The following is a 24843-nucleotide window of genomic DNA, read 5'->3' on the forward strand; positions in this document are numbered from 1 at the left end:
CAGTCCGGTACGCCCTGCAGTGGCAGGGCGCGCCGGCTCCTGGTTCCAGGTGATTTCAACGGGGGCTGCGGCTCCCGTCATGCCCGGCGCTGCCCTTGTTTGGCGGTGGCCGGGTATGGCTTTATGGGGTTGACGCATCCTGTGTGGGCTGCGTGACGGATCCAATCATGGCAAAACGCGATTTTTACGAAACGCTCGGGGTGTCCAAAAGCGCCTCGGATGACGATATCAAAAAGGCTTATCGCAAGCTGGCAATGAAGTACCACCCGGATCGCAATCCGGGGAACAAGGAAGCCGAAGAAAAATTCAAGGAAGTCAAAGCCGCCTACGAAGTGCTGTCCGAGGCGGACAAGCGCGCGGCCTATGACCGTTACGGCCATGCGAGTGTCGATCAGAATGGTGGCATGGGCGGCGGGCAGGGCGGCATGGGCGGTTTTGCCGAAGCTTTCGGCGATATTTTCGGCGATATCTTCGGTGCGGCGGCTGGTGGCCGACGCGGCCCGCAGGTGTATCGTGGCGCGGATATGCAGTACAGCCTGGAAATCTCCCTGGAACAGGCCGCCAATGGCTTCGATACGGAAATCCGCATTCCGGGCTGGGATGAGTGTGACAGCTGTCATGGCAGCGGTGCCAAAAAGGGCTCCAGCAAGAGTACTTGTCGCACTTGCGGCGGCGCTGGCGCCGTGCGCATGCAACAGGGCTTTTTCAGCGTTCAGCAAACCTGCCCGACGTGCCATGGTTCGGGCGAGGAAATCACCGATCCTTGCGACAAATGCGGCGGTGCGGGACGCCTGCGCCGCAACAAGACGCTGCAGGTCAGTATTCCGGCCGGCATTGACGACGGCATGCGCATCCGTTCCAGTGGCAACGGTGAACCCGGCCTGAATGGCGGGCCTCCGGGCGATCTGTACGTGGAAGTGCATATTCGCGAACACGATATTTTCCAGCGCGATGGCGACGACTTGCATGCCGAGCTGACCATTCCGTTTACGACGGCGGCGCTGGGGGGCGATATCCAGGTTCCCACGCTCAATGGCAAGGCGGAAATCACCATTCCGGAAGGCACACAGTCGGGCAAGACCTTCCGTTTGCGCGGCAAGGGCATCCGTGGCGTGCGCTCCAATTACCCCGGCGATCTCTACTGCCACTTGGTCGTGGAGACCCCCGTCCGCCTGAGTGACGAGCAGAAATCCCTGCTGCGGCAGTTCGAGACTTCACTCAACCAGGGCGGCAGCGACAGGCATTCCCCGCAGAGCAAATCCTGGACGGACCGGGTCCGTGAATTCTTTTCCTGATCCCGGGCCTTCGGGCTGATTTCCGCGGCAGGTGTGTCCTGTCCATGATGCCGGCCCGCGTGGCCGGCATTTTTTTGTCCGGCCCTGTGAGGGAGGGTGAGGCGGAGCAGGGTGGGACGCTGTTGCCCAGCTGCAGTGAAGCGAAATGAAAAAGCTTTACAAACTCCGCTGGCGGCACGCAGGAACATCGGTCTAAACTGGCCGGCCTGCCGTGTCTAATTTATTGTTTATATCTAATGTTTTTGTCAGCATTGGGCATGGCATGTGCGGCATTGGGCCGCCACTCTGCATACGTGGCACCATGGCATGGCGCCATGGGCATCGCGGAGCAGCCGCAGTCATATCAACTGATTTCTGGGAGGGCTATGTCTTTCAATCTTAATAGAGTGGTCAAGGGTTTGATGGCCATGGCGTTGGGACTGGTCGCACCGCCCGTACTGGTTGCAGCAACCCTGCCTGCAGGGGTGTCCAAGGTTGCGACAGTCGAAGGCGTCAGCGAGTATCGGCTGGCCAATGGGCTGAAAGTAGTGCTTGCTCCTGATGCATCCACACCGGTGACCACGGTCAACATGACCTATCTCGTGGGGTCTCGTCACGAAAACTACGGTCAGACCGGCATGGCCCACCTGCTGGAGCACATGCTGTTCAAGGGGACTCCCACCACGCCCAATGCACTGGGAGAATTTTCGCGGCGTGGCTTGCAGGCCAACGGTACGACTTCTACCGATCGCACCAATTACTACGCCAGTTTCGCCGCCAGCCCGGAAAACCTGGAGTGGTATCTGCGCTGGCAGGCCGACGCCATGGTGAACTCCACGATTGCCAGCGAAGACCTGGCCTCGGAAATGACAGTGGTGCGCAATGAAATGGAAAGTGGCGAAAACAGCCCTTTCCGGGTGTTGATGCAGCGCATGCAGTCAGCCGCCTATCTATGGCACAGCTATGGCAAGAGCACCATAGGCGCGCGCAGCGACGTCGAGAATGTGGATATTGCCCAGCTGCGTAATTTCTACCGTGTCTATTACCAGCCGGATAATGCCGTGCTGGTCCTGAGCGGTGCTTTCGATGAAGAGGCGACGCTGGCCATGATTGCCGATGCCTTCGGCAAGATTCCCCGTCCGCAGCGCGAGTTGCCGCGTGAATATACCGTGGAGCCCGTGCAGGATGGCGAACGCAGCGTCACCGTCAGGCGCGTTGGCGGAACCCCCATGGTGGCGGCCCTGTATCACGTGCCTTCCGCCGCAGCGCCGGACTATGTCTATTTCAACCTGGCGACCATGATGCTGTCCGATACGCCGTCGGGGCAGTTGTACCGGGACCTGGTGCAGAACAATCTCGCAACCGGCGTGTTCGGTTTCGCCATGGCGCGGCGCGATGCCGGCGTGGCCATGTTCGGCGCGCAGTTGCAGCCAGGCATGAGCGAAGACAAGGCTCTGGAAGCGCTGACCGACGTGCTGGAGTCGCAGGGCAAGCGGGTGATGTCGCAACAGGACCTGGACCGTGCCCGCAACCAGTGGCTGACCGATTGGGAACGAACCTTCGGCGATGCGCAAAGCCTGGGCATTGCGCTGACGGAAGCCATTGCCGCCGGCGACTGGCGCCTGTTCTTCCTGCAGCGCGACTGGGTGCGCAATGCCGGGCTGGACGAAGTGGAATCGGTGTCGCGCAGTTATCTGGTGCGCAGCAACCGTACCTCGGGCCGGTACGTACCCACGGACAAGCCGGTGCGTGCGCCCGAACTGGCGGCACCCGATGTGGCGCAACTGGTGGCTGATTACGCCGGGGATGGCCAGGCGCCTCCCGCAGAAGTCTTTGATACCAGTCCCGCCGCCATTGACGCGGCCACCATGCGCAAGACCTTGACGCTGCCCAACGGCAGCATCGGCATCGCCATGTTGCCCAAGAGTACCCGCAGCCAGCGTGCCGAAGCAGTCTTGAAGCTGTACTTCGGTGATGCGGAGACTCTCAAGGGCCACCGTGTCGAAGAAGAGATCGTGGCCGATATGCTGGGCATGGGCACCAAGACCCGTTCGCGCCAGGAGATCAATGACGAGATCGACAGCCTGCGCGGTACCCTGGGAATTTCTGGCGGCAAGGGGCAGGTGGAGGTAACGTTGTCCGCGCCGCGTGAGAACCTGCCCAGGATGATTGCGCTGGTGTTCGACCTATTGCGCAATCCGGTGTTTCCGCAGGACGAGCTGAAAACCTACCTGGGCCAGGAAAGCAACCGGCTGCGCAATGCCATGAGCGATCCCATGGGGCTGGCGGGCAAGGCACTGGCGCGCCATGACAACCCCTGGGCCAAGGATGACGTGCGCTATCAGCCGACCTTCCAGGAAGAACTCGATGACCTCAAGGCGGTCAAGCGGGAAAAGCTCAAGGCTTTTCACGAGGCGTTCTATGGCGCCGGCCAGCTGACGTTCTCTGCGGTGGGCGATTTCGATGCCGAAGCCGCTGAACAGGCATTGGTGGAAGGTGTTGCCGGTTGGCGCAAGGCGCCCAGCTATACCCGCGTGGATAACGGTTATCGCAAGGTCGACGCCCAGCAGTTCGAAATTGAAACGCCCGACAAGGCCAACGCATTCTATCTGGCTGGCGGTAGCTTCGAGATGCAGGACGACAATCCGGATTACCCGGCGTTGATGCTGTCCAACTTCTTGCTGGGCGCTTCGGAAACCTCGCGCCTCTGGATGAAGATCCGGGAAGAAGCGGGCCTGTCCTATAGCGTGCGCAGCCATGCCACGGTATCGGCCTTCGAACCGGCGGCACGCTGGCGTGTCTATGCCATCTTCGCACCGTCCAACCGCGAACGCCTGGAAACCCTGATCAATGAGACCTTGAGCGAGGCGCTGGAGAAAGGCTTTACGGACAAGGAAGTGGCAGAGGGCATAGAGGCGTTGTTGAATTACCAGCGCCTGTCGCGGACGGTGGATGAAAATCTGGCGCAGCGCTGGTCCAACTACCAGGAAACCGGCCGCAGCTTTGCCTGGGTCGAGGCATTCGAGCAGAAACTGCGCCAGCTTGACGCAGCGGAAGTCAACCGCGTGCTGCGCAAGTACATGCATCCGGACGACTGGAGCCGTGCCATTGCCGGTGACTTTTCCAAGAAGCCATAGCCGGAAAAAGGATGGGAATGGGGCGCGGCCGGCATCTGCCGGTGCGCTGGAATCCGTGCCAGCCGGGAAACCGGTCGCGGGTTCCGGCGCGGCGCTACCCGGTGCAGACCCCTATTGCGCTGTTTCCCTTGGCTTGTCCTCGGTTTGGCCGAAGATGAGAGCTTTTCTTGCTATACTCGTTGGCGCCCTCAGGGCGCCTTTTTTCGGCGTCTTCGGCTCCAGAACCGATGCCGGCCTTGCGTGCTTTTCCCCACGGCGCAAGCCAAGATCCCTTTCTTGTCGTCGAAGCTGATACAGGCCCGCAATAGTGCCAGGGTGCCGTTCGTCCCCACGGTGAACGGCGCTGCATGCATCGTGCCTTGACCGGCCGATGCTGTGCTGCGCGAAGTATCCGCGGTTTCCGTGATTGAGCAAGTTAACGAGAAAAAATGTCTAACACGTCGAAGATCCTCTACACCCATACTGACGAAGCACCCGCGCTGGCTACCCAGTCGCTGCTGCCCATCATTCAGGCCTACACCCGGTCCGCGGGCATCGCGGTCGAGACCCGGGACATTTCGCTGGCCGGTCGCATCATCGCCACCTTCCCCGAATTCCTGACGGACGCGCAGAAAGCGTCGGACGATCTGTCCGAACTGGGCCAGCTTGCGACCCGCCCGGAAGCCAACATCATCAAGCTGCCGAACATCAGCGCCTCGATTCCGCAGCTGAAGGCTGCGATCAAGGAATTGCAGCAGCAAGGCTACGCCCTGCCGGATTACCCGGAAGAGGCCGTCAGCGACGAACAGAAGGCGATCAAGGCCCGTTACGACAAAATCAAGGGCAGCGCCGTGAACCCGGTGCTGCGTGAAGGCAACTCTGACCGCCGCGCTCCGCTGTCGGTCAAGAACTATGCCCGCAAGCATCCGCACAAGATGGGTGCCTGGTCGGCCGATTCCAAGTCGCATGTTTCGCACATGGAAGATGGCGACTTCTACGGCAGCGAAAAGTCCGTGCTGATCGCCGCCGACGGCAATGTGAAGATCACCCTGCATGGCGCTGACGGCAGCGTCAAGGTGCTGAAGGAAAAGACGCCGGTCAAGGCTGATGAAATCCTCGACAGCGCCGTCATGAGCAAGGCTGCCTTGCGTCGTTTCCTGGATGCGCAGATCGAAGACGCCAAGCAAAAGGGCGTGCTGTTCTCGGTGCACCTGAAGGCCACCATGATGAAGGTGTCCGACCCGATCATGTTCGGCCAGGTCGTCGAAGCCTTCTACAGCGACGTGCTGGCCAAGCACGCCGACGTCCTGAAGGAAGCCGGTTTCAATCCCAATAACGGTATTGGCGACCTGTACGCCCGCCTGGCCTCGCTGCCGGCTGACAAGCGTGCCGAGATCGAAGCCGACATCAAGGCCGAATATGCCAAGCGTCCGGCGCTGGCCATGGTGAACTCCGACAAGGGCATTACCAATCTGCACGTGCCCAGCGATGTGATCGTTGACGCCTCCATGCCCGCCATGATTCGCGAGTCCGGCAAAATGTGGGGCGCCGATGGCGGCCTGCACGATGCCAAGGCCGTCATCCCGGACCGCTGCTACGCCGGCGTGTACCAGGTCGTCATCGAGGATTGCAAGCGCAACGGCGCGTTCGATCCGGTCACGATGGGCAGCGTGCCCAACGTCGGCCTGATGGCCCAGGCTGCCGAAGAGTACGGTTCGCACGACAAGACTTTCCAGATCCCATTCGCGGGCGTGGTTCGCGTGACGGACGATGCCGGCAACGTGCTGATGGAACAGAACGTGGAAGCCGGTGATATCTGGCGCGCCTGCCAGGCCAAGGATGCCGCCGTGCGCGACTGGGTCAAGCTGGCTGTGACGCGTGCCCGCGCCAGCGGTGCACCCGCCGTGTTCTGGCTGGACCCCAAGCGTGCCCACGACGCGCAGCTGATCGCCAAGGTCGAGCGCTACCTGAAGGATCACGACACCACCGGCCTGGATATCCGCGTGCTGCCGCCCGAAGAGGCAACCCGCCTGTCGCTGGAGCGCATCCGCGCCGGCAAGGACACCATCTCTGTCACCGGCAACGTGCTGCGCGACTACCTGACCGACCTGTTCCCCATCATGGAATTGGGAACCAGCGCCAAGATGCTGTCCATCGTGCCGCTGATGGCCGGTGGCGGCATGTTCGAAACGGGTGCTGGCGGTTCCGCACCCAAGCACGTCCAGCAATTCCTGGAAGAGGGTTTCCTGCGCTGGGATTCGCTGGGCGAGTTCCTGGCGCTGGCCGCTTCGCTGGAACACCTGGGCGACACCTACGGCAACGCCAAGGCCAAGGTCCTGGCCAAGACGCTGGATCAGGCCACCGGCCGCTTCCTCGACGAAAACCGTTCGCCGGCCCGCAAGGTCGGTGGCCTGGATAATCGTGGCAGCCACTTCTACCTGGCGTTGTACTGGGCCCAGGCGCTGGCCGAGCAGACCGAAGACGCAGGCTTGCAGGCGCAATTCGCACCGCTGGCCAAGGCGCTGACGGCAAATGAAGCCAAGATCGTGGCCGAGCTGGCCGCAGTGCAAGGCAAGCCGGTCGATATCAAGGGCTACTACCGTCCCGACCTGTCGCTGGTGAGCCAGGCCATGCGCCCGAGCACCACCTTCAATGAAACCCTGAAGCAACTGGCCTAAGGGTTCCCGCGCCCGGCTTGCCCAGGCGCGCAGGAAACACGAAGGCCCCTGTCCGGGCAATCCTTTCGAGGGTTGCCGGGCAGGGGCCTTTTTTGTCGCCGGGCCGCCCCAAGACAAAAACGCCCCCTTGGGGGGCAGCAAGCCGAAGGCGCCGCGTGGGGGCCCTTTTTTGTCGCCGGGCCGCCCCAAGACAAAAACGCCCCCTTGGGGGGCAGCAAGCCGAAGGCGCCGCGTGGGGGCCCTTTTTTGTCGCCGGGCCGCCCCAAGACAAAAACGCCCCCTTGGGGGGCAGCAAGCCGAAGGCGCCGCGTGGGGGCCCTTTTTTGTCGCCGGGCCGCCCCAAGACAAAAACGCCCCCTTGGGGGGCAGCAAGCCGAAGGCGCCGCGTGGGGGCCCTTTTTTGTCGCCGGGCCGGGCCTACTTGCTGGCGCGTTGGCGGATCAGTTCGATATATGTGTCGCTGTCCAACGGCGTTCCCAGGCGCTGCGATTCCCAGACCACCTGGCCCAGGCATTCCATGATTTCATGGATGGCGTGGTGGCGGTCGCTGCGGTTGGCCATGCGTTCGAAAGCGGCGCGTATGCCGCGTGGATGGTCGATGGACAACTGCTCCTCGATCGCAAGGTGCATGGAGAGATGCAGGAAGGGGTTGGTGCGGCCTTGTTCCACGGAATAGTCAGTGGCCAGCGCTTCTTCGCTTTCGAGATCCTGATGGTATTCGGGATGCTCGGCCATCCATTCCACGGCCATGGCTTCCAGCGGGGTCTGGACTTCGCCGGCCCGGTGCTTGCGCCATGCTTCGATGAAGAACTGGCGCACCTGATCGCGTGACGGATTGAACATAGTGCGGGCAACCGGAAAGAAAACGCAAAACATCATTTTACGCTGTCGGGGCGTCTGGACTGTGACTGACTGAAATCTAGGAAACGAAGGGACACATCGTTATCGTTTCAGCAAAGTGCTGGCGGCGCTACACTGTCGGTCATGATCCTGCTGTGGTGCAGAAGCCGATAGTCCAGCGATATTCCAGGCATTTCTTGTCTCGATGCTTGGGCTTGTGTTATCCTTTAGGGCTAACTATGCCTGTATGGCTTTTGCCAGACAGGTTTTTCCGGGCTATGGGTTCAGGTTTTCATGGCCCGTACGGTTTCGATTATCAGCGGCGCGGTCGAGCACACTCTGTAAGCGGTCTGTCGCCAGTTCAACAAGGAAAATCCCATGAAAGTGGTTGCTTCGCTCAAGAACGCGAAAGAGCGTCATCGTGACTGTCAAGTCGTGCGCCGTCGCGGCAAGATCTACGTGATCTGCAAAACCAATCCCCGTTTCAAAGCACGCCAGAAGTAATTTGCCTGCCCAGGCTTGCTCTGGGCTGCAGAACCGCTAAACTTCAATAGTCGGGAGTTTCTGCCGGCTGTCCATGGCTGTTCGAGTTCCGGGTACGTGTCGCGTGCCTGGGTGCATCATAAAGTTTCGGCGACGGGGTAGTCGTGCGTTTCTTGGCACTTAGGAAGCGCGTCGGCAGTGTGCGGTCGAATGGTTTCGGTGGCTGGGCGTGGTGTCCGTTGCCGTAAAACCCGAGTTAACCGCGTTCTATCTGGAGAGAACAAGTGGCATCGGATAAGATTGAACTCAAGGATAGTGGGCTTAAGGTAACCTTTCCCCGCCTGAAAATTCTGGATGTGTTTCGCAACAGCGAACAACGTCACCTGACTGCTGAAGATGTCTATCGCCTGTTGATGGCTGATAACATCGAAATCGGCCTGGCGACGGTGTACCGTGTGTTGACCCAGTTTGAACAGGCTGGCCTGCTCAAGCGCAACCAGCTCGGCAGCAACAAGGCTGTGTACGAGTTGAATGACGGCGAGCGCCACCACGGTCACCTGGTGTGCAGCAAGACCGGCGAGGTCAAGGAGTTTCACGATCCCCAGATCGAGAAGCGCTTGCACAAGATTGCCGAGGAAATGGGTTACACCCTGTCCGAGTACACCATCAACGTCTTCGCCACGCCGAAGGCCTGAGTAGTACTTTACTTCTGCCTGTTCCGCAGGCAGGAAGTGAAAAAGCGGCTGATGTCTTCATCAGGCCGCTTTTTTATTGGCAGTGCCCGGAGGAGGCAGCTGCCATCCGGGCACTGCCAGGATGGCAGCTTGGCTATTTATTCGCGCCAGTGCAGCCAGCCGGCATCCAGCCAATCTGTCAGGTATTCACGCACGGCCAGCCCGATACGGCGCTTGCGCCAGTCGGTGCAATGCAGTTCCCTGGCGTCGGCCAGTGCGCGCAGCAATGCGTCTGGCGGGCATTCCAGGCATTCCCCGTTGATGAAGCACTGGCGCTCGCGGTAGAGCATCCGGGTGCGCCGGTCCAGCACCAGCCGGCCATGGGAAGGCAGGCTATCGGGCAGGCTGTCGGCGGTATCGTCGCTGTCTTCCAGACTGGATTCGAATACGGCGTTCGGGTGCGGTTCGCTGAGCCAGCAGCCCAGGAATCGTGTCGCCAGCGCTTCGTCGAAACGCACCTTGGCAACGCTATCCAGTGCATGCTTGACCAGCTTGCCGGGGATTTCCGCTGGTGTGGCGGTGGCCGGCTGGCCCGGATCGCGATAGCGCGCGGACAGGTCGGGGCCGGGCAGGAGCGGCTGGGCATAGGTGCCGCCGCTGCAAGTGGCGCGTTCCATGACCTGATCCATGGCCGCTTCCAGCATGCCGCGCGCCAGCGTCGCCCGGTCCGGCGAGCGAAAACCGATGGAAATCGTCATGCAGTCATTGCCGACCGCAATGCCGTCGTGCGCGGCCTGGGGGGGCAGGTACAGCATATCGCCGGGCTCTAGGTAGTATTCGGCGTCCGGCTGGAAGTTGCTGAGTATCTTCAGAGGCAGGTCCGGGACCAGATCAAGGTCGCGCTGCTGGCCGATGCGCCAGTGGCGGGTACCCTGGGCCTGCAGCAGGAAAACGTCGTAGCTGTCGAAGTGGGGGCCAACGCCGCCACCGTCGCTGGCAACGCTGACCATGACATCGTCCAGGCGAGCGTCGGGAATGAAGCGGAACTGCTGCATCAGGTGCGCGGCAGCATCGTCGTGCTGGTCCAGGCTCTGAACCAGCAGCGTCCATTCACGTTCATCGCGCTTGGGTAGGCGTGCGAACGGCCCGTTTTCCATCTGCCATTCGCCGTCCTCTTTCCAGATCAGCCGTGATTCGACATCATCCTCGCGTGCCAGCTTGCGCAGTCCTGGGATTTTCACGGGAGGCTTGATGCCAGGAACGGCCTGGCGGATCAGCAAGGGCTTGCGCTGCCAGTAGGTGCGCATGAATTCTGCGGGGCTGATGCCGCCCAGCAGGGTCAGCGGAGTATCCAGGTTCATTGCAGCAGGCCTTTCAAGCGGTAGAGGGCATCCAGGGCTTCCCTGGGCGTGAGGCTGTCCGGGTCGATATCGGACAGCGCGGTGACGGCGGGATGGGCTTCGGCCTCGGCAGCAGGGGCGGGGGCGGGGGCGTCGAGGCCCTGGCTGAACAAGCCAAGTTGCGGCGTGGGTTGGCCCTGGCTTTCCAGGCGTTCCAGTTCGCGGCTGGCATGGCGGATGACGGCCGCTGGAATGCCTGCACGTTGCGCGACCTGGATGCCATAGCTGCGGCTGGCGGGGCCTTCTCGCACTTCATGCAGGAACACGATGCCGCTGGCAGATTCCGCCGCTGCCAGATGCACGTTGGCAGCTTGCGGAAACTCCGATGGCATGCGCGTCAGTTCGAAATAGTGGGTGGCGAACAAGGTCAGCGCATGATTGTGGGTGAGCAGGCGGTGAGCGATGGCCCAGGCTAGCGCCAGGCCGTCGTAAGTTGAGGTGCCGCGCCCGATCTCGTCCATCAGAACCAGGCTGTGGCTGGTACTGGCAGACAGGATGGTGGCGGCTTCGGTCATCTCCATCATGAAGGTGGAGCGGCCGCCAGCGAGGTCGTCGGCGGCTCCGATGCGGGTGAAAATGCGGTCCAGGCTGCCGATGCGCGCCTGTGTGGCGGGCACGAAGCTGCCGATGCGGGCCAGCAGGGCGATGAGCGCGACCTGCCGCATATAGGTGGATTTACCCCCCATGTTCGGGCCGGTGACCAACAGCATCAGGCGGGTGGAGTCCAGCTGGCAGTCATTGGGGGTGAAGCGCTCTATGGCGTTCTCCACCACCGGGTGGCGGCCGGCTTCGATGCTGATTTCTGCCTGGTCAGACAATTCCGGGCGTACCCAGGCATGCGTGCGAGCATGGTGGGCCAGGGCACCCAGGCTATCGAGCTCAGCCAGCGCGGCGGCGCACGCCGACAACGCCGGTGCGTGTGGCGCCAGGGCATCCAGCAATTGTTCGTACAACCATTTTTCCCGGGCCAGGGAGCGGTCCTTGGACGAGAGGATCTTGTCTTCCCAGCTTTTCAGCTCAGGCGTAATGTAGCGCTCGGCATTCTTCAGGGTCTGGCGGCGGCGGTATTCCGTCGGGACTTTCTCCGCATGCAGGCGCGACACTTCGATGTAGAAGCCATGCACGCGGTTGTACTCAACCTTGAGGTTGGAAATGCCGGTGCGTTCACGCTCGCGGGTTTCCAGCCGCATCAGGAATTCGCCGTTGTCGCTGGCAAGGCTGCGCAGTTCGTCCAGTTCGCTGTCGTAGCCGGTGGCGATCACGCCGCCATCACGGATGGCAGCTGCGGGTTCAGCGGCAATGGCGCGTGCCAGCAGTTCCCCCAGCCCTGGGTCGATTTCCAGGCTGGCGGCCAAATAGTGCAGGTGCGGGACGGCACTGTCCTGAGGTAATGCCAGGGCCTGGAGGACGCCGGGCAGTGCCAGCAGCGCCTCGCGCAGGCTGGCGAGCTCTCGTGGCCGCAAGGTGCGCAGCGCCAGGCGCGTTGCAATGCGTTCCAGGTCGGGAATCGGGCGCAAGGCGCGTTGCAGTCCGTTGAGCAAGGCTTCCGTCTGCCAGGCCGAGGCGCCGGGAGACGCTGCCAGCAGGGCTTCGATGGATTGCTGGCGGGCCAGCACCGGTGCATTGTCGCGCAGGGGGTGATGCAGCCAGCGCTTGAGCAGGCGGCTGCCCATGGGCGTGTGGCAGTGGTCCAGCAGCGAGAACAGCGTGGGGGTTTCCTCGCCGGAAAGCGTACGCGTCAGTTCAAGATTGCGGCGGGTATAGGGGTCCAGCACCACGTACTGGCCACTGCGGTCCACTTTAAGCGTCTGCACGTGCGTCAGCGTCTGCGCCTGGGTGCGAGTGGCATAGCGCAGCAGGGCGCCCGCGGCGCATTGCGCGGCTTCCAGGTCTTCGGCATCGAAACCGGCCAGGGAGTCCGTGCGGAAATGGGCCAGCAGATGGCTGCGCGCACCTTCGTACTCGAAATGCCAGTCCGGCGTGCGGGCAATGGCACCGTCGAAGGCGACCGGCAATTCAGCCTGGTCGGCGATGATGAGTTCCGCCGGGGCGATCCGGTGCAGCTCGGCTTCGAGTTCGGCAGGATCGCACTCCGACACACGGAAATCGCCGCTGGCGAGGTTCAGCCACGCCAGCCCATGGCGCAGCTTGCGGGGCGCCTTGCCGGTCGTCGACAGGGCGGCCAGGATACGGTCGGATTTGCTGGGCAGCAGGGCATCGTCGGTCAGCGTGCCGGGCGTCACAATGCGGACGATCTTGCGTTCCACGGGCCCCTTGCTGGTGGCAGGGTCGCCGATCTGTTCGCAAATGGCTACGGAAATATTCTGCGCGACGAGTTTGGCGATGTACTGGTCTACCGCGTGCACCGGAATGCCGGCCATGGGAATCGGCGCCCCTGCTGAATTGCCGCGCTTGGTCAGCGTCAGGTTGAGCAGTCGCGCGCCGCGCTCGGCGTCCTCGTAGAACATCTCATAGAAATCCCCCATGCGGTAAAGCAGCAGCAACGGGCCGGCTTCCTGTTTGAGTTCCAGGTATTGCCGCATCATGGGGGTATGGGCGGAAAGATCGTTCTTTTGCATCGAAACTTTGGAAATGGTCAGCCGGCGCCTGCACAAGGCTGCCATGGCGGCCGGTGCCCCGGTGCAGGGATGCGCCGGGGGTGGCAGCGCCTGGAACACCATGCGGGCGTTTGCGGCGGAATAGGGTATTTGACCATGTTAGGCCTGCGTGACGCTACCGTTGCAGGCGCCAGCGGGCATCTCAGGCTGCATCATGCGCAGCGCGCCGGAGCTGCAGCTTTTCCTGCTCCAGCACCAGCGCGCTTTCCGCCCGTTCCAGGGCCAGTTGCGCCTGTTCCCGCGCTGCGGCGTGGAAGTCGGCATTGCCTGTGCGGGCCAAGGCGTGCAGGGTGCGTTGCAGGCGCACCTGCACTTCTATCATGCCGGCGCTGTTGCGCGAAATCAGCGTAAAGGCGTCGGCAAAGAGTTCTGCTGCTGTCAGCGGGGCGACGCGGATGCGGGGATAGAGCGTGGGCTCGGCAACTGGGCTGGCACAGCCGTCGGCCCAGCGTTGCAATAGCCGGGCCATGCGGCCAATGATATCTATCGCGGTACCAGGGTCATTGACGGCGCGAGCCCCGATTTCGCCGATGACGGCCAGGCAGAAGCGCGGGTCCTGGTCGAAGGCGCGCTCCGCGCCCAGGGTGAAGCAGGCGTGGCAGGTTGTCAGGGCGGATTCTGGCAAGGGCTGCCCGTCGGCGCGATGGAGCCAGGCCAGGGGCGTGTCGGTGTAGGCAAAGGTGCCAGGAATGGCCGGTACGTAGGCATCGCAATCGTGCTGTTCGCAGCAACGCGCCAGGGCAACCATATCGAGGAACTGTACATTGCCGATGGCAGCTGCCATGACCGGCACGGCAGTAGCAGGAACCTCCGTTTTGGGAGCATGGAGCGGCAGGCCGCCCAGGTAGGGATGCACGAGCCGGGCGTCCAGGGCTTGCCTGGCCGTGTCTTCAATGCGGCTGGAGGTATCGGTTACGCGTCCGAGGCGGGTAAGGTGGTCGATCCAGCGCAACAACGAAATCACGACCAGGGCGATGACGGCAATGGTGACGACGAACATCACGAACCGGCCGCGTTCGCCGTAAGCGCCGGTTTGCAGGACAATGATGCCGACGATGCTGAAAATGAAAGAGCCGATGAATGCTGACAGGGCGTTCTGGGTAATTCGGTCTTCCATGAGCAGGCGCGTGGCTCGTGGGGTGACATTATTGGTCGAGGCATCGTAGGCCGCGTTCATGATGCTCAATGAGAACGTGGTGACGGCCAGCATGCTGGATGCCATGATCTGCAGCAGGGTGAAGACGGAGTTGTCGCCGATATTGGATGGCACTTCCCAGGGAGGGACGTAGCGCTCCACCAATGCGGCAAGCATGGCCGCCACGACGCCAAGCAGGCCAATGAGGGTGGTGTGCACCCAGAGCCGGCGTGAAAGCTGTCGCAGTACCCAGCGCCAGCCGGAGGGAATGGAAGTGGCGAGGGCGGGGCGACGGCGCTGAGGCATGACAGGCTTCCTTAAAGCGGGATAGGCAACCTACTATGAATTGGAACGACGAGCTATTGCCTCTTATTGAGGTGTGGCTCAAGTATAGGGGCTTTGCCGCTGCAGGGTTGGCTGGAGGTGACGTCAGGCTAGGCAGAAAAAACGCCGCAACCCGGGCGGGTGCGGCGTGCTAGACAGGCTGGCGGCGGGTGTTCAGAGCGAGAAGTACTGCAATGAAGCCTGGATGGAAGGCAGCACGGAACTGGCCAGCAGCAGGGCCATGCTCCAGTTGAACCAGCGCATGCGCCGTGCGTCCGCAGCCAGGTCCTGGAGGCGTGAGCCCATGTAGGCCCAGGCACTGACGGCGGGCAGGCTGACGATGGTGTAGATCAGGCCGAGCGTCAGAAACAGCGTCAGGCTGCCATTGGTATTGCTGGTGTAGGACGTTACGGCGCTCAGCGTGATGATCCAGGATTTCGGGTTGACCCATTGGAACAGCGCGGCGCCAACGAAGCCCAGCGGCCGGCCTCTGGTATTGCTGGAAGACGAGGACGCGCCGGCCGTGGCGATGCGCCAGGACAGATAGAGCAGGTAGAAAATGCCCAGCACGCGGATGGTCTCGAACAGGGCAGGAGAGCTTTTCAGCAGGTTGCCTATGCCCAGCCCGACCACGGCCACCATGACGCCGAAGCCCATGGCCACGCCCAGGATATGGGGAATGCTGCGGCGGAAACCGAAGTTCAGGCCGGAGGCAGTCAGCATGATGTTGTTGGGCCCCGGCGTGATGGCGGTGACCAGTGAATAGACCAGGAATGAATAGAACGTAGCCAATTCCATGATGCGCAGCGAATCAAAACAGATAGTGGGCACGGCAGTTGCCGTGAATCAATAGAGAAAGGAGTTGCGGTTCGCTCGCGGCGGTCCGCCCTGCCCGGGATGGGCCTGGATGCTGGACAAGACGTGGATCGCGGAAAACATGGGTGATGACTTAAAATATTCAGCGTTTCATCTAATTTAACTTATATCGTTCTGTTGTTTGAAGGGGGGTAAAGGCTGTGGAAGAAAAAACGAATCGCATTAGGAAAGGCGCGGGGGGCGGTGCGGCCTTGGATGATGTCGACCGAAGATTGTTAAGCCTGATTGCCGCCGATGCGACACGTAGTTATGCTGCCCTCGGTGAGGCCCTGCACCTGTCGGCGCCAGCCGTGCATGAGCGCGTGAAACGGCTGAAGCAGGATGGTGTGATCAAGGGAACCGTCGCGGTGTTGGACGGCCCCGCGATTGGCCGTCCGCTGCTGGCATTCATTCAGGTCAAGACCCGCAACTGGGCGACGACACTGGAACAGAATGACTTCACCGGCCTGCCGGATATCGAGGAAGTGCATACCATTACCGGGCAGAGCGACGTGCTGCTCAAGGTACGTACCCGCGACACCCAGGCGCTGGAAGAAATCCTGGCGCGTATCCAGGGGTTCGAAGGCATAGATGGCACCCATTGCATCGTGGCCTTGTCCACCTACCTGGAGCGAGGTCCCAGTCCTTGAGTTGGGGGGGGCGCTGCTGTTCCTGATGCTCGGCAAGACCATCGAACGCCGGGAACGGCGCGGCCCGATATTGCGGCTTGGTGATCGAGCCCGCCCAACCGCGCACCAGCAATACATGAAGCGGCAAGCAAACCGCGCAACCCAGTCAAACCGGGCAACGCCAGTCCTGACGCGGCCCTTGGCGGCTTGCCTGAGGGTAATTCCTAGATAGTTCCAGTGCCTGAATTTGGCTACATTGCTTTAAAAGTAAAATATGTATTTATAAAATAATTTCCGGCCGGGCCTGTCCTGGCGGGTGCTCAATCCGAGGTAATCATGGAAGTTTCCGCACACGTCGATACCTTCGCTCGCGATAACCTGCCGCCGCAGGACACCTGGCCTGTCATGCTGGATTCCCCTGACACCGACTATGCCGCCCGCCTGAACTGCGCGGCGGAACTGGTGGATCGCCACGTCAGTGAAGGCCGGGGTGAGCGGATCGCGCTACGCTGGCCGGGGGAAGACGGTGCCGAGGCAACGTTGAGCTATCGCGAACTGCAGGCATTGACCAATCGCATGGCCCGGGTGCTGACCGAAGAAATGGGCCTGGTACCGGGCAACCGCGTCTTGCTGCGCGGCGCCAACCACCCGCTCATGGCGGCGGCCTGGCTGGCGGCGATCAAGGCTGGCATGGTCACTGTACCGACCATGCCGCTGCTGCGTGCCAAGGAACTCAAACAGGTTATCGAAAAAGCGCAGATCAGCGCCATGCTGTGTGATTCGCGCCTGGCCGAAGAAGCCGAATTCTGCCGCACCCCGGGTCATGAACACTTCTGCAGCGACCTGCAGCAGATCCGTTACTTCAACCAGCCGGGCAGCGCATCCCTGGAAGCGCGTGCCGCCGCGCAGCCGGACGACAAGTTCACGGCGTGCGACACCGCAGCCGATGATATTTGCCTGATTGCCTTCACCAGCGGTACCACGGGCATGCCTAAGGGATGCATGCATTTTCATCGTGACGTGCTGGCCATGTGCGACTTGTTCTCGCGCCATATATTGCAGCCCGGCCCGGATGACATATTCTGCGGCACGCCGCCGCTGGCGTTCACCTTCGGCCTGGGCGGCCTGCTGTGCTTCCCGCTGCGCGTTGGCGCAAGCGTGGTGCTGGCCGAAAAACTCACGCCAGCGAGCCTGCTGCAAGCGGTGCAGGATTTTCGCGTCTCCATCGTCTTTACTGCGCCGACCTTCTACCGGCAAATGGCTGCGCTGGCGACCCAATATGACCTGTCCAGCCTGCGCCGCTGCGTGTCGGCCGGCGAAGCGTTGCCTGACGCCACGCGCCAGCTGTGGAAGGATGCCAGCGGCATTGAAATGGTAGATGGCATTGGCGGCACTGAAATGATCCACGTCTTCATCTCCAGTCGTCCGGAAAACGTGAGGCGTGGCGCCATCGGTCAGGTAGTGCCGGGATACGAGGCCTGCGTTGTGGATAAGGACATGCAGCCTGTGCCCGATGGTACGCCGGGGCGCCTGGCGCTGCGTGGCCCTACCGGTTGCCGCTATTTGGCGGACGAACGCCAGAAGGTCTTCGTGCAGCAAGGCTGGAATCTGCCTGGCGATGTCTTTGTACGTGATAGCGATGGCTATTTCTTCTACCAGGCGCGCAACGACGACATGATCGTTTCTGCTGGCTACAACATCGCCGGCCCGGAAGTTGAGGATGCGCTGCTGCGTCATCCGGCCGTTGCGGAATGCGGAGTGGTTGGCTGGCCGGATGATTTACGGGGCCAGGTTGTCAAAGCCTATGTCGTGCTCAAGGCCGGAAACGCGCCGGACGAAGCCATGGTGGAAACGCTGCAACGCTTTGTTAAGGACAGTGTTGCACCCTACAAGTATCCGCGCCTGGTCGAATTCGTCGATAGCCTGCCGCGTACCGAAACCGGCAAGTTGCGCCGTTTCGCGCTGCGCCAGGAAGCCCGCTAGCCGGCGGCAGGCGGCGGTGCCTCGGTGTTTACCCGGGAGGCGAGCCGCGCGCCGCCGAGGGCAAATCAGGACAGCGTAGTATCAAGCAGTGCCAGCCGGCCAGCACGAAAAAAGGCCGGTTTCATAACCATACTGGAGACAACACATGATCAGGAAAACCCTCACTGTCGGCGCGCTGCTGGCAGGGGCTTGCGCCGTGGCGCAGGCCCAGGATCCGGTACGCATCGGTTTCATCACCACGCTCTCCACACCGGCCGGCTACATCGGCGAAGACCTGCGCGATGCCTTCAATCTGGCGATAGAAGAAGGCGGCGGCAAGCTGGGCGGCGTTCCGGTAGAACTGGTGGTGGAGGACGATGCGCTCAAGCCTGCCAATGCCAAGCAGGCGGCCGACCGCATGGTGCAGTCCGGCGTCCCCATCTTCACTGGCGTCATCTTTTCCAATGTGCTGGCGGCCGTGGTGCCCAGCGTGACCAAGGCCGACGACTTCTACATCAGCCTTAATCCCGGCCCGTCGAACTTCGCTGGCCAGCGCTGCGACCCCAATTACTTCGTCGTGTCCTACCAGAATGATGCCTTCTATTCGGCAGGCGGCGTGGCGGCCAACGAACTGGGCTACAAAAAGGTGGCGGTGCTGGCGCCCAACTACCAGGCCGGCCGCGATGCCATCGCCGGCTTCAAGGAAAATTTCCAGGGCGAAATCGCCGCGGAAATCTACACCAAGCTCGACCAGTCCGATTTCTCTGTCGAACTGGCGCGTATCCGCTCCATTGCGCCGGACGCCGTCTACCAGTTCCATCCCGGCGGCACCGGCATCAACTTTGCCAAGCAGTATGCGGCGGCAGGGTTGAACAAGAGTATCCCGATGATCATTCCCAGCTTCTCCATGGATGCACACATGCTCAAGGCGACGGGTGATGCGGCAGAAGGGGTCTATACCACTGGCATCTGGTCGCTGGATACCGACACGCCGCAATCTCGCGCTTTTGTCGAAGCCTTCCAGAAAAAATATGGCCGCGTGCCGACCGATTACGCCATGCAGGCCTACGACACGGCGCAGCTGATGGGTACCGCGCTCAAGGCCGTCGACGGCGACATGTCGCGCAAGGATGAATTCCGCGAAGCCATGCGCAAGGCGGATTTCGAATCACTGCGCGGCAACTTCCGCATGAACGTGAACCAGCACCCTATCGAGGACTACTACCTGATGCAGATCGTCCGCCAGGATTCGGGTGAGCTCGCGCCGCGTACCGTGCGCAAGCTGATGACCGATCACGAGGATAGCTACGCCAAACTCTGCAAGATGCCATCATGACTTTTTTCCTCGAACAGTTGCTCAACGGCTTGCAGTTCGGCGCCATGCTATTCCTGCTGGCAGCCGGGCTGACCCTGATCTTCGGCATCATGGGGGTCGTTAACCTGACGCACGGCTCGTTCTATATGGTGGGGGCCTATTGCGCGGCCTACGCCATTGCCAATACCGGCTCTTTCCTTGCCGGCATCCTGGCGGCACTGCTGGGGGCGGGAATCTACGGGCTGGTCGTCGAAGTGCTGGTGATACGCAGGCTGTACCAGCGTGACCACCTGTACCAGGTGCTGGCAACGTTCGGGTTGCTGTTGTTCACCAACGAGGCGGTCAGCCTGATTTTCGGGCGCCGCCCGCCGCTGGTGAATATCCCTGACATCCTGCAGGGATACGTGACGCTGGGCCCGGGCTTCCAGTATCCGGTCATCCGCCTGGCCTTCATCCTGGTGGGGGCGCTGGTGGCCCTGGGACTATGGCTGCTGGTCAACCGCACCCGGATCGGCATGTTGATCCGGGGCGGTGCTGATGACCACGGCATGGTGGAAGCGCTGGGCGTGGATATCCGCCGCCTCTATACGCTGGTGTTCGGTCTGGGCGCATTGCTGTGCGGCCTGGCCGGCGTCATGGCCGCGCCCTTGCTGGCAGTGGAAATCGGCATGGGCGAGCGCATCCTGATTACGACTTTCGTGGTCATCGTGATCGGTGGGGTCGGTTCTGTGCGCGGCGCGCTGGCCGGCGCGCTGCTGGTAGGCATGGTGGACAGCCTGGGACGCGCCTATCTGCCGACCTTGCTGGGGCATCTGTTTCCCCCGACGATCGCTGATCCGCTGGCGGCAGGCTTTGCCTCGGCCAGCATCTACGTGCTGATGGCCATTGTTCTCATCATCAAGCCTGCTGGCCTGTTCCCGGCGCGGAGCTGAAACATGATTCAAAATTCCTTCAACGCCAGGCGGGCCCTGTTTGGCTGGGGCGGTCTGCTGGTCCTGGCCCTGTTGCCGCTGCTGGCTGAAACCATAGGCTCGCCGTATTGGGTCAACCTGGCAACGCGCTTTCTGATCTACGGTCTGGTGGCCGTCAGTCTGGATCTGGTCATCGGTTATGGCGCCATGATCAGTTTCGGCCATGCCATGTTCTTTGCCATGGGCGGCTACGTCGTCGGCATCATTTCCTTTCATACCTTCGAGGCCGGTCCGCTGTTTGGTTGGGCGGGCAGCAATGAGGCCTTGCTGGTGTGGCCGCTGGCCCTGGCCTGCAGCGCATTGCTGGGCCTGGTGACAGGCTACCTGGCGCTGCGTACGCGGGGCGTGCAGTTCATCATGATCACCCTGGCCTTTGGCCAGATGTTCTACTTCATCCTGGTGTCGCTGCAAGTCTATGGCGGTGACGATGGCTTGCTGCTCAACGAGCGCAACCATCTGCCGGGCGTGGATCTGTCCAGCGACACGCAACTCTATTACGTCTGCCTGGTCCTGTTGGCGCTTTGGACGCTGCTGTGCATACGTATCGTCAATTCGCGTTTCGGCATGGTGCTGCAGGCGCTGCGCCAGAGTGAACGGCGCGCGGTGAACCTCGGCGTGGCGCCGGTACCGCATCGGCTGACGGCGTTCGTGCTGTCGGCGGTGGGCACCGGGCTGGCAGGCGTGCTGTGGGCCAATTACTCCGGGCTGGTCACGCCGGATATGGCGGCCTGGACCAAATCCGGCGAATTCATGGCCATCGTGATCCTCGGGGGCGTAGGCACCTTGTTGGGGCCGATTGGCGGCGCGGCTGTTTTCCTGGGGCTGGAGCAGGCATTGTCGGCAGTGACCGAACACTGGTTGCTCTATATGGGGCCGCTGCTGGTACTGGTAGTGCTGTTGGCGCAGCGCGGGCTGTTCGGACGACTGCTGGAGAAGCGCAATGGCCAATGAGCAGAACAACCACCAGCGGCAGGATGGCGCCGCCCCCTTGCTGTGCATTGCAGGCTTGCACAAGGCTTTTCATGCCGTGAAGGCAACCAACGGCGTGGACCTGACTGTCTTCAAGGGGGAGATCCACGCCATTATCGGCCCCAACGGAGCGGGAAAATCAACGCTGATCACGCAGATCTGCGGCGAAATTCTGCCCGACGCCGGGGTGATCGAACTCGAGGGGCGTGATGTCACGCGCCTGCCGCCTTATCTCAGGGCGCGTCAGGGCTTGGGGCGCTCATTCCAGATCACCGAGCTGTGTCAGGAGTTCAATGCGCTGGAAAACGTGATTCTGTCCGTCATGCTGCTCAAGTCGCGCGGCTTCGGCATGTGGCGCAATCCGCGTAACGATGGCGCCATGCACGAGCGTGCCATGCACTGGCTGGAAAAAGTCGGCCTGGCGGACCGCGCCCTGGCACGTACCGCCGACCTGGCGCATGGTGAGAAACGTCAGCTGGAACTGGCCGTGGCCCTGGCGCGTGAGCCGCGCCTGCTGCTGCTGGACGAACCCATGGCTGGCATGGGCGGGGATGAGTCGGCGCGCATGACCCGGCTGCTGGCGGAAATCAAGCAGGATTACGGCATTCTGCTGGTCGAGCACGACATGGATGCCGTATTTGCGCTGGCTGATCGCGTCAGCGTGCTGGTCTACGGCCGCATCATCCATACGGGTGATCCAGTGTCCGTGCGCCAGCATCCGGATGTTCGCGCTGCTTATCTGGGAGAAGAAACATGCTGACGGTTCAGGATCTCGCAGGGGGATATGGCGGCAGCCAGGTGTTGTTCGGCATGTCTTTCGAGGCTGGCGAGGGCGAGGTGATCGCCCTGATCGGCCGCAACGGCATGGGCAAGACGACTACCGTCAAGACAGTGATGGGCATGCTGCCTGCGCGTGGCGGCCAGGTCAGTTTTCGTGGCAAACCACTGGAGCGCCTGGCACCCAGCGTGGTGGCGCGTCTGGGCGTCGGGCTGGTTCCCGAAGGCAGGCGCGTGTTCGGATCGCTGACGGTGGAAGAAAACCTGCTGGCGACGGCCAGGCGCGAACCGGGGCGTGATAGCTGGGATCTGAAGCGGGTCTATGCGCTGTTTCCTCGCCTGCTGGAACGGCGCAAGCAGTCGGCCCGTACGTTGTCGGGCGGTGAACAGCAGATGCTGGTGGTAGGGCGGGCTCTGATGACCAACCCGCATTTGCTGATTCTCGATGAGGCGACCGAAGGCCTGGCACCGCTGATCCGGCAGGAAATCTGGTCATGCCTGCGTCAGCTCAAGACGGAGGGGCAGACGATTCTGGTGATAGACAAGAACCTGCCGGAAATGGCTACGCTGGTCGACCGCCACTACATCGTAGAGAAGGGCACGGTGGTGTGGTCAGGCAGCCCGGCCGCGCTGCAGCAGGAAGCGGGGCTGGCGAGCCGGTATCTGGGCGTATAGCTTCCGTTCCTGCTTGTTAATGGGCTGAACAAAGGTGGGGGGCGGGTGGACAGGCGTCGCGGGCGCTCTGGCCAATAATGTTTGCTCGAAGGCCGACGCTTCCTGCAGGCTGAGGGAACGGGGTTGTGTGCCTGTCGCGCAGGCAGGGACCGGATGGTCCTTGCCGAATCCAGACTGGACGGGGGGCGTATCAGCGTCCTAGCTCTTTCGCGCTGACGCCTGCGATGCCCCAGTTTTCCTTGGGGACTTCCTGAATCCAGACACGCACATTGGCGACAGGGGCGTCGAGTGCCTCCACCAGTGCCTGGGTGACTTTCTCGATCACCGCCTTTTTCTGTGCTTCGGTGCGGCCTTCGAGAATATGGATTTGTGCAAATGGCATGGCATCTCCTGTCAGAGTGAAAGATCATCTGAGGCCGGTAGCCCCGGGGCGGGCGCAGGCCGGCCCCGGACTGGGGAAAGGGGGCGGGAAGCCTTAGGCAAAGCGCAGCGAGACGCTGCCCATGCCGTGCACACGCAGGCAGACGTGATCGCCGGCGGCGACGGCGACGGCTTCCGTGACGCCACCGGACAGGATCAGGCTGCCCGCAGGGATTTCCTGGCCCTTCTTGCCCAGGTGATTGGCCAGCATGGCGATGGCGGCTGCCGGGTGGCCCAGCACTGCTGCGCCTGCGCCCAGCGCGACCGGTTCGCCATTTTTTTCGAGCACGATGCCGACCGTGCGCAGGTCGGTCTGGTCCGGCCGCAGCGCCTGGCCGCCCACGACGAAGCGTGCTGCCGAGGTGTTGTCGGCCACCACGCTCTTGAGGTCGAACTTGAAATCGCGGTAGCGGCTGTCTATGACTTCAATGCCGGGCAGGACGAATTCGGTGGCGGCCAGTACGGCGCCGATATGGCAGCCCGGCCCCTTGAGCGCATGCTTGAGCACGAAAGCGATTTCCGGCTCGACCTTCGGGTGGATCAGGTCGCTGGTCTTGATTTCGGCGCCTTCCGGCACGCTGTACTCGTCCACCAGGAAGCCGAATACCGGGGTTTCCACGCCCATCTGCTTCATCTTCGCATGAGAGGTCAGGCCGGCTTTCAGGCCGACCACTCGCGCACCCCGGGCCAGCTTGCGGCGCAGGATTTCATCCTGGATGGCGTAGGCGTCATCCCAGTCCATGTCAGGGTGGTCATTGGTGATCTTTGGCGTGTCGCGGGCTTCCAGCTGGCAGGTTTCCAGGTGCTCGGCCAGTTGGGCGATGGTTTCGGGGTTCAGGGCCATGTCGTCTTCCTTCTATGTTCAGAGTGATGGCCTGCCGGAGATCCGGCAGGCAGCCGTAATGCAAGGCAGGGAAAAAGGGGGCGGCAGTATGGGGTGTTCAAACGAAACGGACCGAGCAACCGCCGATGCCGCCGATGGTGACGCGCAGGTTGTCGCCCGCCTGGACCGGCACCATGGCTGCCAGTGAACCGGACAGGATGACCTCGCCGGCCTCCAGGGCGATGCCCAGGCGTCCCAGCGTATTGGCCAGCCAGGCCACGGCATTGGCTGGATGGCCCAGGGCCGCTGCGCCTGCGCCAGTTGCCACGATCTCGCCGTTTTTCTCCAGGACCATGCCGCAGGTATATAGATCCACGTCGCGCACATCGACCAGGCGGTCGCCCAGCACGAATACGCCGCAGGACGCGTTGTCGGCCACTGTGTCCTGGATCTTGATCTTCCAGTCGCGGATACGGGAATCGACAATTTCGAAGCAGGCCATGACGCCTTCGGTCGCAGCCAGCACGTCGGCAGCGGTAATACCCGGCCCCTTTAGGGTTTTCTTCAGCACAAAGGCGATTTCACCTTCCGCCTTGGGCTGGATCAGGCTGGCGGCAGCAATGGGTTCGCCTTCGTTGTAGACCATGCCATCGGTCAACCAACCGAAGTCCGGCTGGTAGACGCCCAGCATGTTCATCACGGCCTGGCTGGTTACGCCGATTTTCTTGCCGACCACGCGCTCGCCGCTGGCCAGGCGCAGGGCCTGCATGGCCTGCTGGACGGCGTAGGCATCTTCGATGCTCATGTCCGGATGATGTTCGGTCAAGGGGGCGATGACCTGGCGCTGGCGCAAGGCCTGGTAGAGTTCGGCGCCGAGAGTCTGGATCTGCTGCTGGTCCATGGCT

20 protein-coding genes are annotated in these 24843 nt (G+C 62.1%); 12 read left to right on the top strand and 8 right to left on the bottom strand.

The genetic code is table 11. From position 1 onward, the window contains the following. Nucleotides 1–167 precede the first annotated feature (167 nt). The 3 genes from dnaJ to ACEW7X_RS04870 all read left to right on the top strand — a co-directional run bounded on the left by dnaJ (nucleotide 168) and on the right by ACEW7X_RS04870 (nucleotide 7068). A complete protein-coding gene (gene dnaJ / locus ACEW7X_RS04860) occupies nucleotides 168–1295 on the top strand; it encodes a molecular chaperone DnaJ (protein ID WP_415359076.1) in 1128 nt (375 codons plus the stop codon). 401 nt (nucleotides 1296–1696) lie between these two features. Then, nucleotides 1697–4411 (top strand): M16 family metallopeptidase, encoded by a 2715-nt coding sequence (locus ACEW7X_RS04865; RefSeq protein ID WP_130487330.1) that lies wholly within the window; start codon nucleotides 1697–1699, stop codon nucleotides 4409–4411. Between the two features lie 428 nt (nucleotides 4412–4839). Then, on the top strand, nucleotides 4840–7068 hold the full coding sequence (locus tag ACEW7X_RS04870; RefSeq protein WP_068374025.1) for an NADP-dependent isocitrate dehydrogenase: 2229 nt from the start codon (nucleotides 4840–4842) through the stop codon (nucleotides 7066–7068). Nucleotides 7069–7485: 417 nt separating this feature from the next. Here the strand turns inward: ACEW7X_RS04870 and ACEW7X_RS04875 are convergent, their stop codons facing one another. After that, on the bottom strand, nucleotides 7486–7911 hold the full coding sequence (locus ACEW7X_RS04875; RefSeq protein ID WP_068374022.1) for a DUF1841 family protein: 426 nt from the start codon (nucleotides 7909–7911) through the stop codon (nucleotides 7486–7488). 375 nt (nucleotides 7912–8286) lie between these two features. Between ACEW7X_RS04875 and ykgO the strand changes: the two genes are divergently transcribed. Next, on the top strand, nucleotides 8287–8412 hold the full coding sequence (ykgO, locus tag ACEW7X_RS04880) for a type B 50S ribosomal protein L36 (protein WP_068374019.1): 126 nt from the start codon (nucleotides 8287–8289) through the stop codon (nucleotides 8410–8412). Between the two features lie 263 nt (nucleotides 8413–8675). Beyond that, nucleotides 8676–9086 (top strand): transcriptional repressor, encoded by a 411-nt coding sequence (locus ACEW7X_RS04885; RefSeq protein WP_068374011.1) that lies wholly within the window; start codon nucleotides 8676–8678, stop codon nucleotides 9084–9086. Between the two features lie 137 nt (nucleotides 9087–9223). Here ACEW7X_RS04885 and ACEW7X_RS04890 read toward each other — a convergent pair whose 3' ends face one another. From ACEW7X_RS04890 to ACEW7X_RS04905, 4 genes are all read right to left on the bottom strand, one after another. Beyond that, nucleotides 9224–10426, bottom strand: coding sequence for a cupin domain-containing protein (locus ACEW7X_RS04890; protein WP_253100899.1), 1203 nt, complete (start codon nucleotides 10424–10426; stop codon nucleotides 9224–9226). Next, on the bottom strand, nucleotides 10423–13044 hold the full coding sequence (gene mutS / locus ACEW7X_RS04895) for a DNA mismatch repair protein MutS (RefSeq protein ID WP_420177695.1): 2622 nt from the start codon (nucleotides 13042–13044) through the stop codon (nucleotides 10423–10425). The genes ACEW7X_RS04890 and mutS overlap by 4 nt, the downstream gene beginning before the upstream one ends. 181 nt (nucleotides 13045–13225) lie before the next feature. Beyond that, a complete protein-coding gene (locus ACEW7X_RS04900; protein WP_420177696.1) occupies nucleotides 13226–14524 on the bottom strand; it encodes a DUF2254 domain-containing protein in 1299 nt (432 codons plus the stop codon). A gap of 192 nt (nucleotides 14525–14716) precedes the next feature. Then, nucleotides 14717–15373: a LysE family translocator gene (locus ACEW7X_RS04905; RefSeq protein ID WP_205704141.1), complete on the bottom strand. Its 657-nt coding sequence runs from the start codon at nucleotides 15371–15373 to the stop codon at nucleotides 14717–14719. A gap of 236 nt (nucleotides 15374–15609) precedes the next feature. On the opposite strand from ACEW7X_RS04905, the gene ACEW7X_RS04910 reads away from it, so the two are divergent. The 7 genes from ACEW7X_RS04910 (at nucleotide 15610) to ACEW7X_RS04940 (ending at nucleotide 22695) form a co-directional block, all read left to right on the top strand. Then, on the top strand, nucleotides 15610–16047 hold the full coding sequence (locus tag ACEW7X_RS04910) for an Lrp/AsnC family transcriptional regulator (RefSeq protein WP_134838189.1): 438 nt from the start codon (nucleotides 15610–15612) through the stop codon (nucleotides 16045–16047). 315 nt (nucleotides 16048–16362) lie between these two features. Continuing rightward, entirely contained in the window at nucleotides 16363–18009 is a 1647-nt protein-coding gene (locus ACEW7X_RS04915; protein ID WP_420177697.1) for an AMP-binding protein, read from the top strand. Between the two features lie 145 nt (nucleotides 18010–18154). Next, a complete protein-coding gene (locus tag ACEW7X_RS04920; protein ID WP_127773436.1) occupies nucleotides 18155–19324 on the top strand; it encodes an ABC transporter substrate-binding protein in 1170 nt (389 codons plus the stop codon). Beyond that, nucleotides 19321–20235: a branched-chain amino acid ABC transporter permease gene (locus tag ACEW7X_RS04925; RefSeq protein WP_068373998.1), complete on the top strand. Its 915-nt coding sequence runs from the start codon at nucleotides 19321–19323 to the stop codon at nucleotides 20233–20235. The genes ACEW7X_RS04920 and ACEW7X_RS04925 overlap by 4 nt, the downstream gene beginning before the upstream one ends. 3 nt (nucleotides 20236–20238) lie before the next feature. Next, the gene (locus tag ACEW7X_RS04930) at nucleotides 20239–21225 is read left to right on the top strand and encodes a branched-chain amino acid ABC transporter permease (RefSeq protein ID WP_253100911.1); all 987 of its coding nucleotides are present in this window, start codon (nucleotides 20239–20241) and stop codon (nucleotides 21223–21225) included. Then, nucleotides 21215–22003 carry an ABC transporter ATP-binding protein gene (locus ACEW7X_RS04935; protein ID WP_257740693.1) on the top strand — a complete coding sequence of 263 codons (789 nt, stop codon included), beginning with the start codon at nucleotides 21215–21217 and terminating at the stop codon, nucleotides 22001–22003. Before ACEW7X_RS04930 ends, ACEW7X_RS04935 begins: the two co-directional genes overlap by 11 nt. Continuing rightward, nucleotides 21997–22695, top strand: coding sequence for an ABC transporter ATP-binding protein (locus ACEW7X_RS04940; protein ID WP_068373991.1), 699 nt, complete (start codon nucleotides 21997–21999; stop codon nucleotides 22693–22695). The genes ACEW7X_RS04935 and ACEW7X_RS04940 overlap by 7 nt, the downstream gene beginning before the upstream one ends. A gap of 190 nt (nucleotides 22696–22885) precedes the next feature. Here ACEW7X_RS04940 and ACEW7X_RS04945 read toward each other — a convergent pair whose 3' ends face one another. The 3 genes from ACEW7X_RS04945 to dmpE form a co-directional block, all read right to left on the bottom strand. Beyond that, nucleotides 22886–23077 (bottom strand): 2-hydroxymuconate tautomerase, encoded by a 192-nt coding sequence (locus tag ACEW7X_RS04945; protein WP_068373988.1) that lies wholly within the window; start codon nucleotides 23075–23077, stop codon nucleotides 22886–22888. Between the two features lie 93 nt (nucleotides 23078–23170). Beyond that, nucleotides 23171–23959, bottom strand: coding sequence for a 2-oxo-3-hexenedioate decarboxylase (gene dmpH / locus ACEW7X_RS04950; RefSeq protein ID WP_127773438.1), 789 nt, complete (start codon nucleotides 23957–23959; stop codon nucleotides 23171–23173). A 97-nt stretch (nucleotides 23960–24056) separates the two neighbouring features. Next, on the bottom strand, nucleotides 24057–24839 hold the full coding sequence (gene dmpE / locus ACEW7X_RS04955; RefSeq protein ID WP_134838192.1) for a 2-oxopent-4-enoate hydratase: 783 nt from the start codon (nucleotides 24837–24839) through the stop codon (nucleotides 24057–24059). Between the last annotated feature and the right edge of the window lie 4 nt (nucleotides 24840–24843).

This window comes from Kerstersia gyiorum (assembly GCF_048595715.1).
GTDB lineage: Bacteria > Pseudomonadota > Gammaproteobacteria > Burkholderiales > Burkholderiaceae_B > Kerstersia > Kerstersia gyiorum.

Bases quoted from the DNA above. Each gene is read 5' to 3' on its own strand.
- dnaJ (WP_415359076.1), top strand. From the start codon at position 168: ATGGCAAAACGCGATTTTTACGAAACGCTCGGGGTGTCCAAAAGCGCC.
- ACEW7X_RS04865 (WP_130487330.1), top strand. From the start codon at position 1,697: ATGGCCATGGCGTTGGGACTGGTCGCACCGCCCGTACTGGTTGCAGCA.
- ACEW7X_RS04870 (WP_068374025.1), top strand. From the start codon at position 4,840: ATGTCTAACACGTCGAAGATCCTCTACACCCATACTGACGAAGCACCC.
- ACEW7X_RS04875 (WP_068374022.1), bottom strand. From the start codon at position 7,911: ATGTTCAATCCGTCACGCGATCAGGTGCGCCAGTTCTTCATCGAAGCA.
- ykgO (WP_068374019.1), top strand. From the start codon at position 8,287: ATGAAAGTGGTTGCTTCGCTCAAGAACGCGAAAGAGCGTCATCGTGAC.
- ACEW7X_RS04890 (WP_253100899.1), bottom strand. From the start codon at position 10,426: ATGAACCTGGATACTCCGCTGACCCTGCTGGGCGGCATCAGCCCCGCA.
- mutS (WP_420177695.1), bottom strand. From the start codon at position 13,044: ATGCAAAAGAACGATCTTTCCGCCCATACCCCCATGATGCGGCAATAC.
- ACEW7X_RS04900 (WP_420177696.1), bottom strand. From the start codon at position 14,524: ATGCCTCAGCGCCGTCGCCCCGCCCTCGCCACTTCCATTCCCTCCGGC.
- ACEW7X_RS04915 (WP_420177697.1), top strand. From the start codon at position 16,363: ATGGAAGTTTCCGCACACGTCGATACCTTCGCTCGCGATAACCTGCCG.
- ACEW7X_RS04920 (WP_127773436.1), top strand. From the start codon at position 18,155: ATGATCAGGAAAACCCTCACTGTCGGCGCGCTGCTGGCAGGGGCTTGC.
- ACEW7X_RS04925 (WP_068373998.1), top strand. From the start codon at position 19,321: ATGACTTTTTTCCTCGAACAGTTGCTCAACGGCTTGCAGTTCGGCGCC.
- ACEW7X_RS04930 (WP_253100911.1), top strand. From the start codon at position 20,239: ATGATTCAAAATTCCTTCAACGCCAGGCGGGCCCTGTTTGGCTGGGGC.
- ACEW7X_RS04935 (WP_257740693.1), top strand. From the start codon at position 21,215: ATGGCCAATGAGCAGAACAACCACCAGCGGCAGGATGGCGCCGCCCCC.
- ACEW7X_RS04940 (WP_068373991.1), top strand. From the start codon at position 21,997: ATGCTGACGGTTCAGGATCTCGCAGGGGGATATGGCGGCAGCCAGGTG.
- ACEW7X_RS04945 (WP_068373988.1), bottom strand. From the start codon at position 23,077: ATGCCATTTGCACAAATCCATATTCTCGAAGGCCGCACCGAAGCACAG.
- dmpH (WP_127773438.1), bottom strand. From the start codon at position 23,959: ATGGCCCTGAACCCCGAAACCATCGCCCAACTGGCCGAGCACCTGGAA.
- dmpE (WP_134838192.1), bottom strand. From the start codon at position 24,839: ATGGACCAGCAGCAGATCCAGACTCTCGGCGCCGAACTCTACCAGGCC.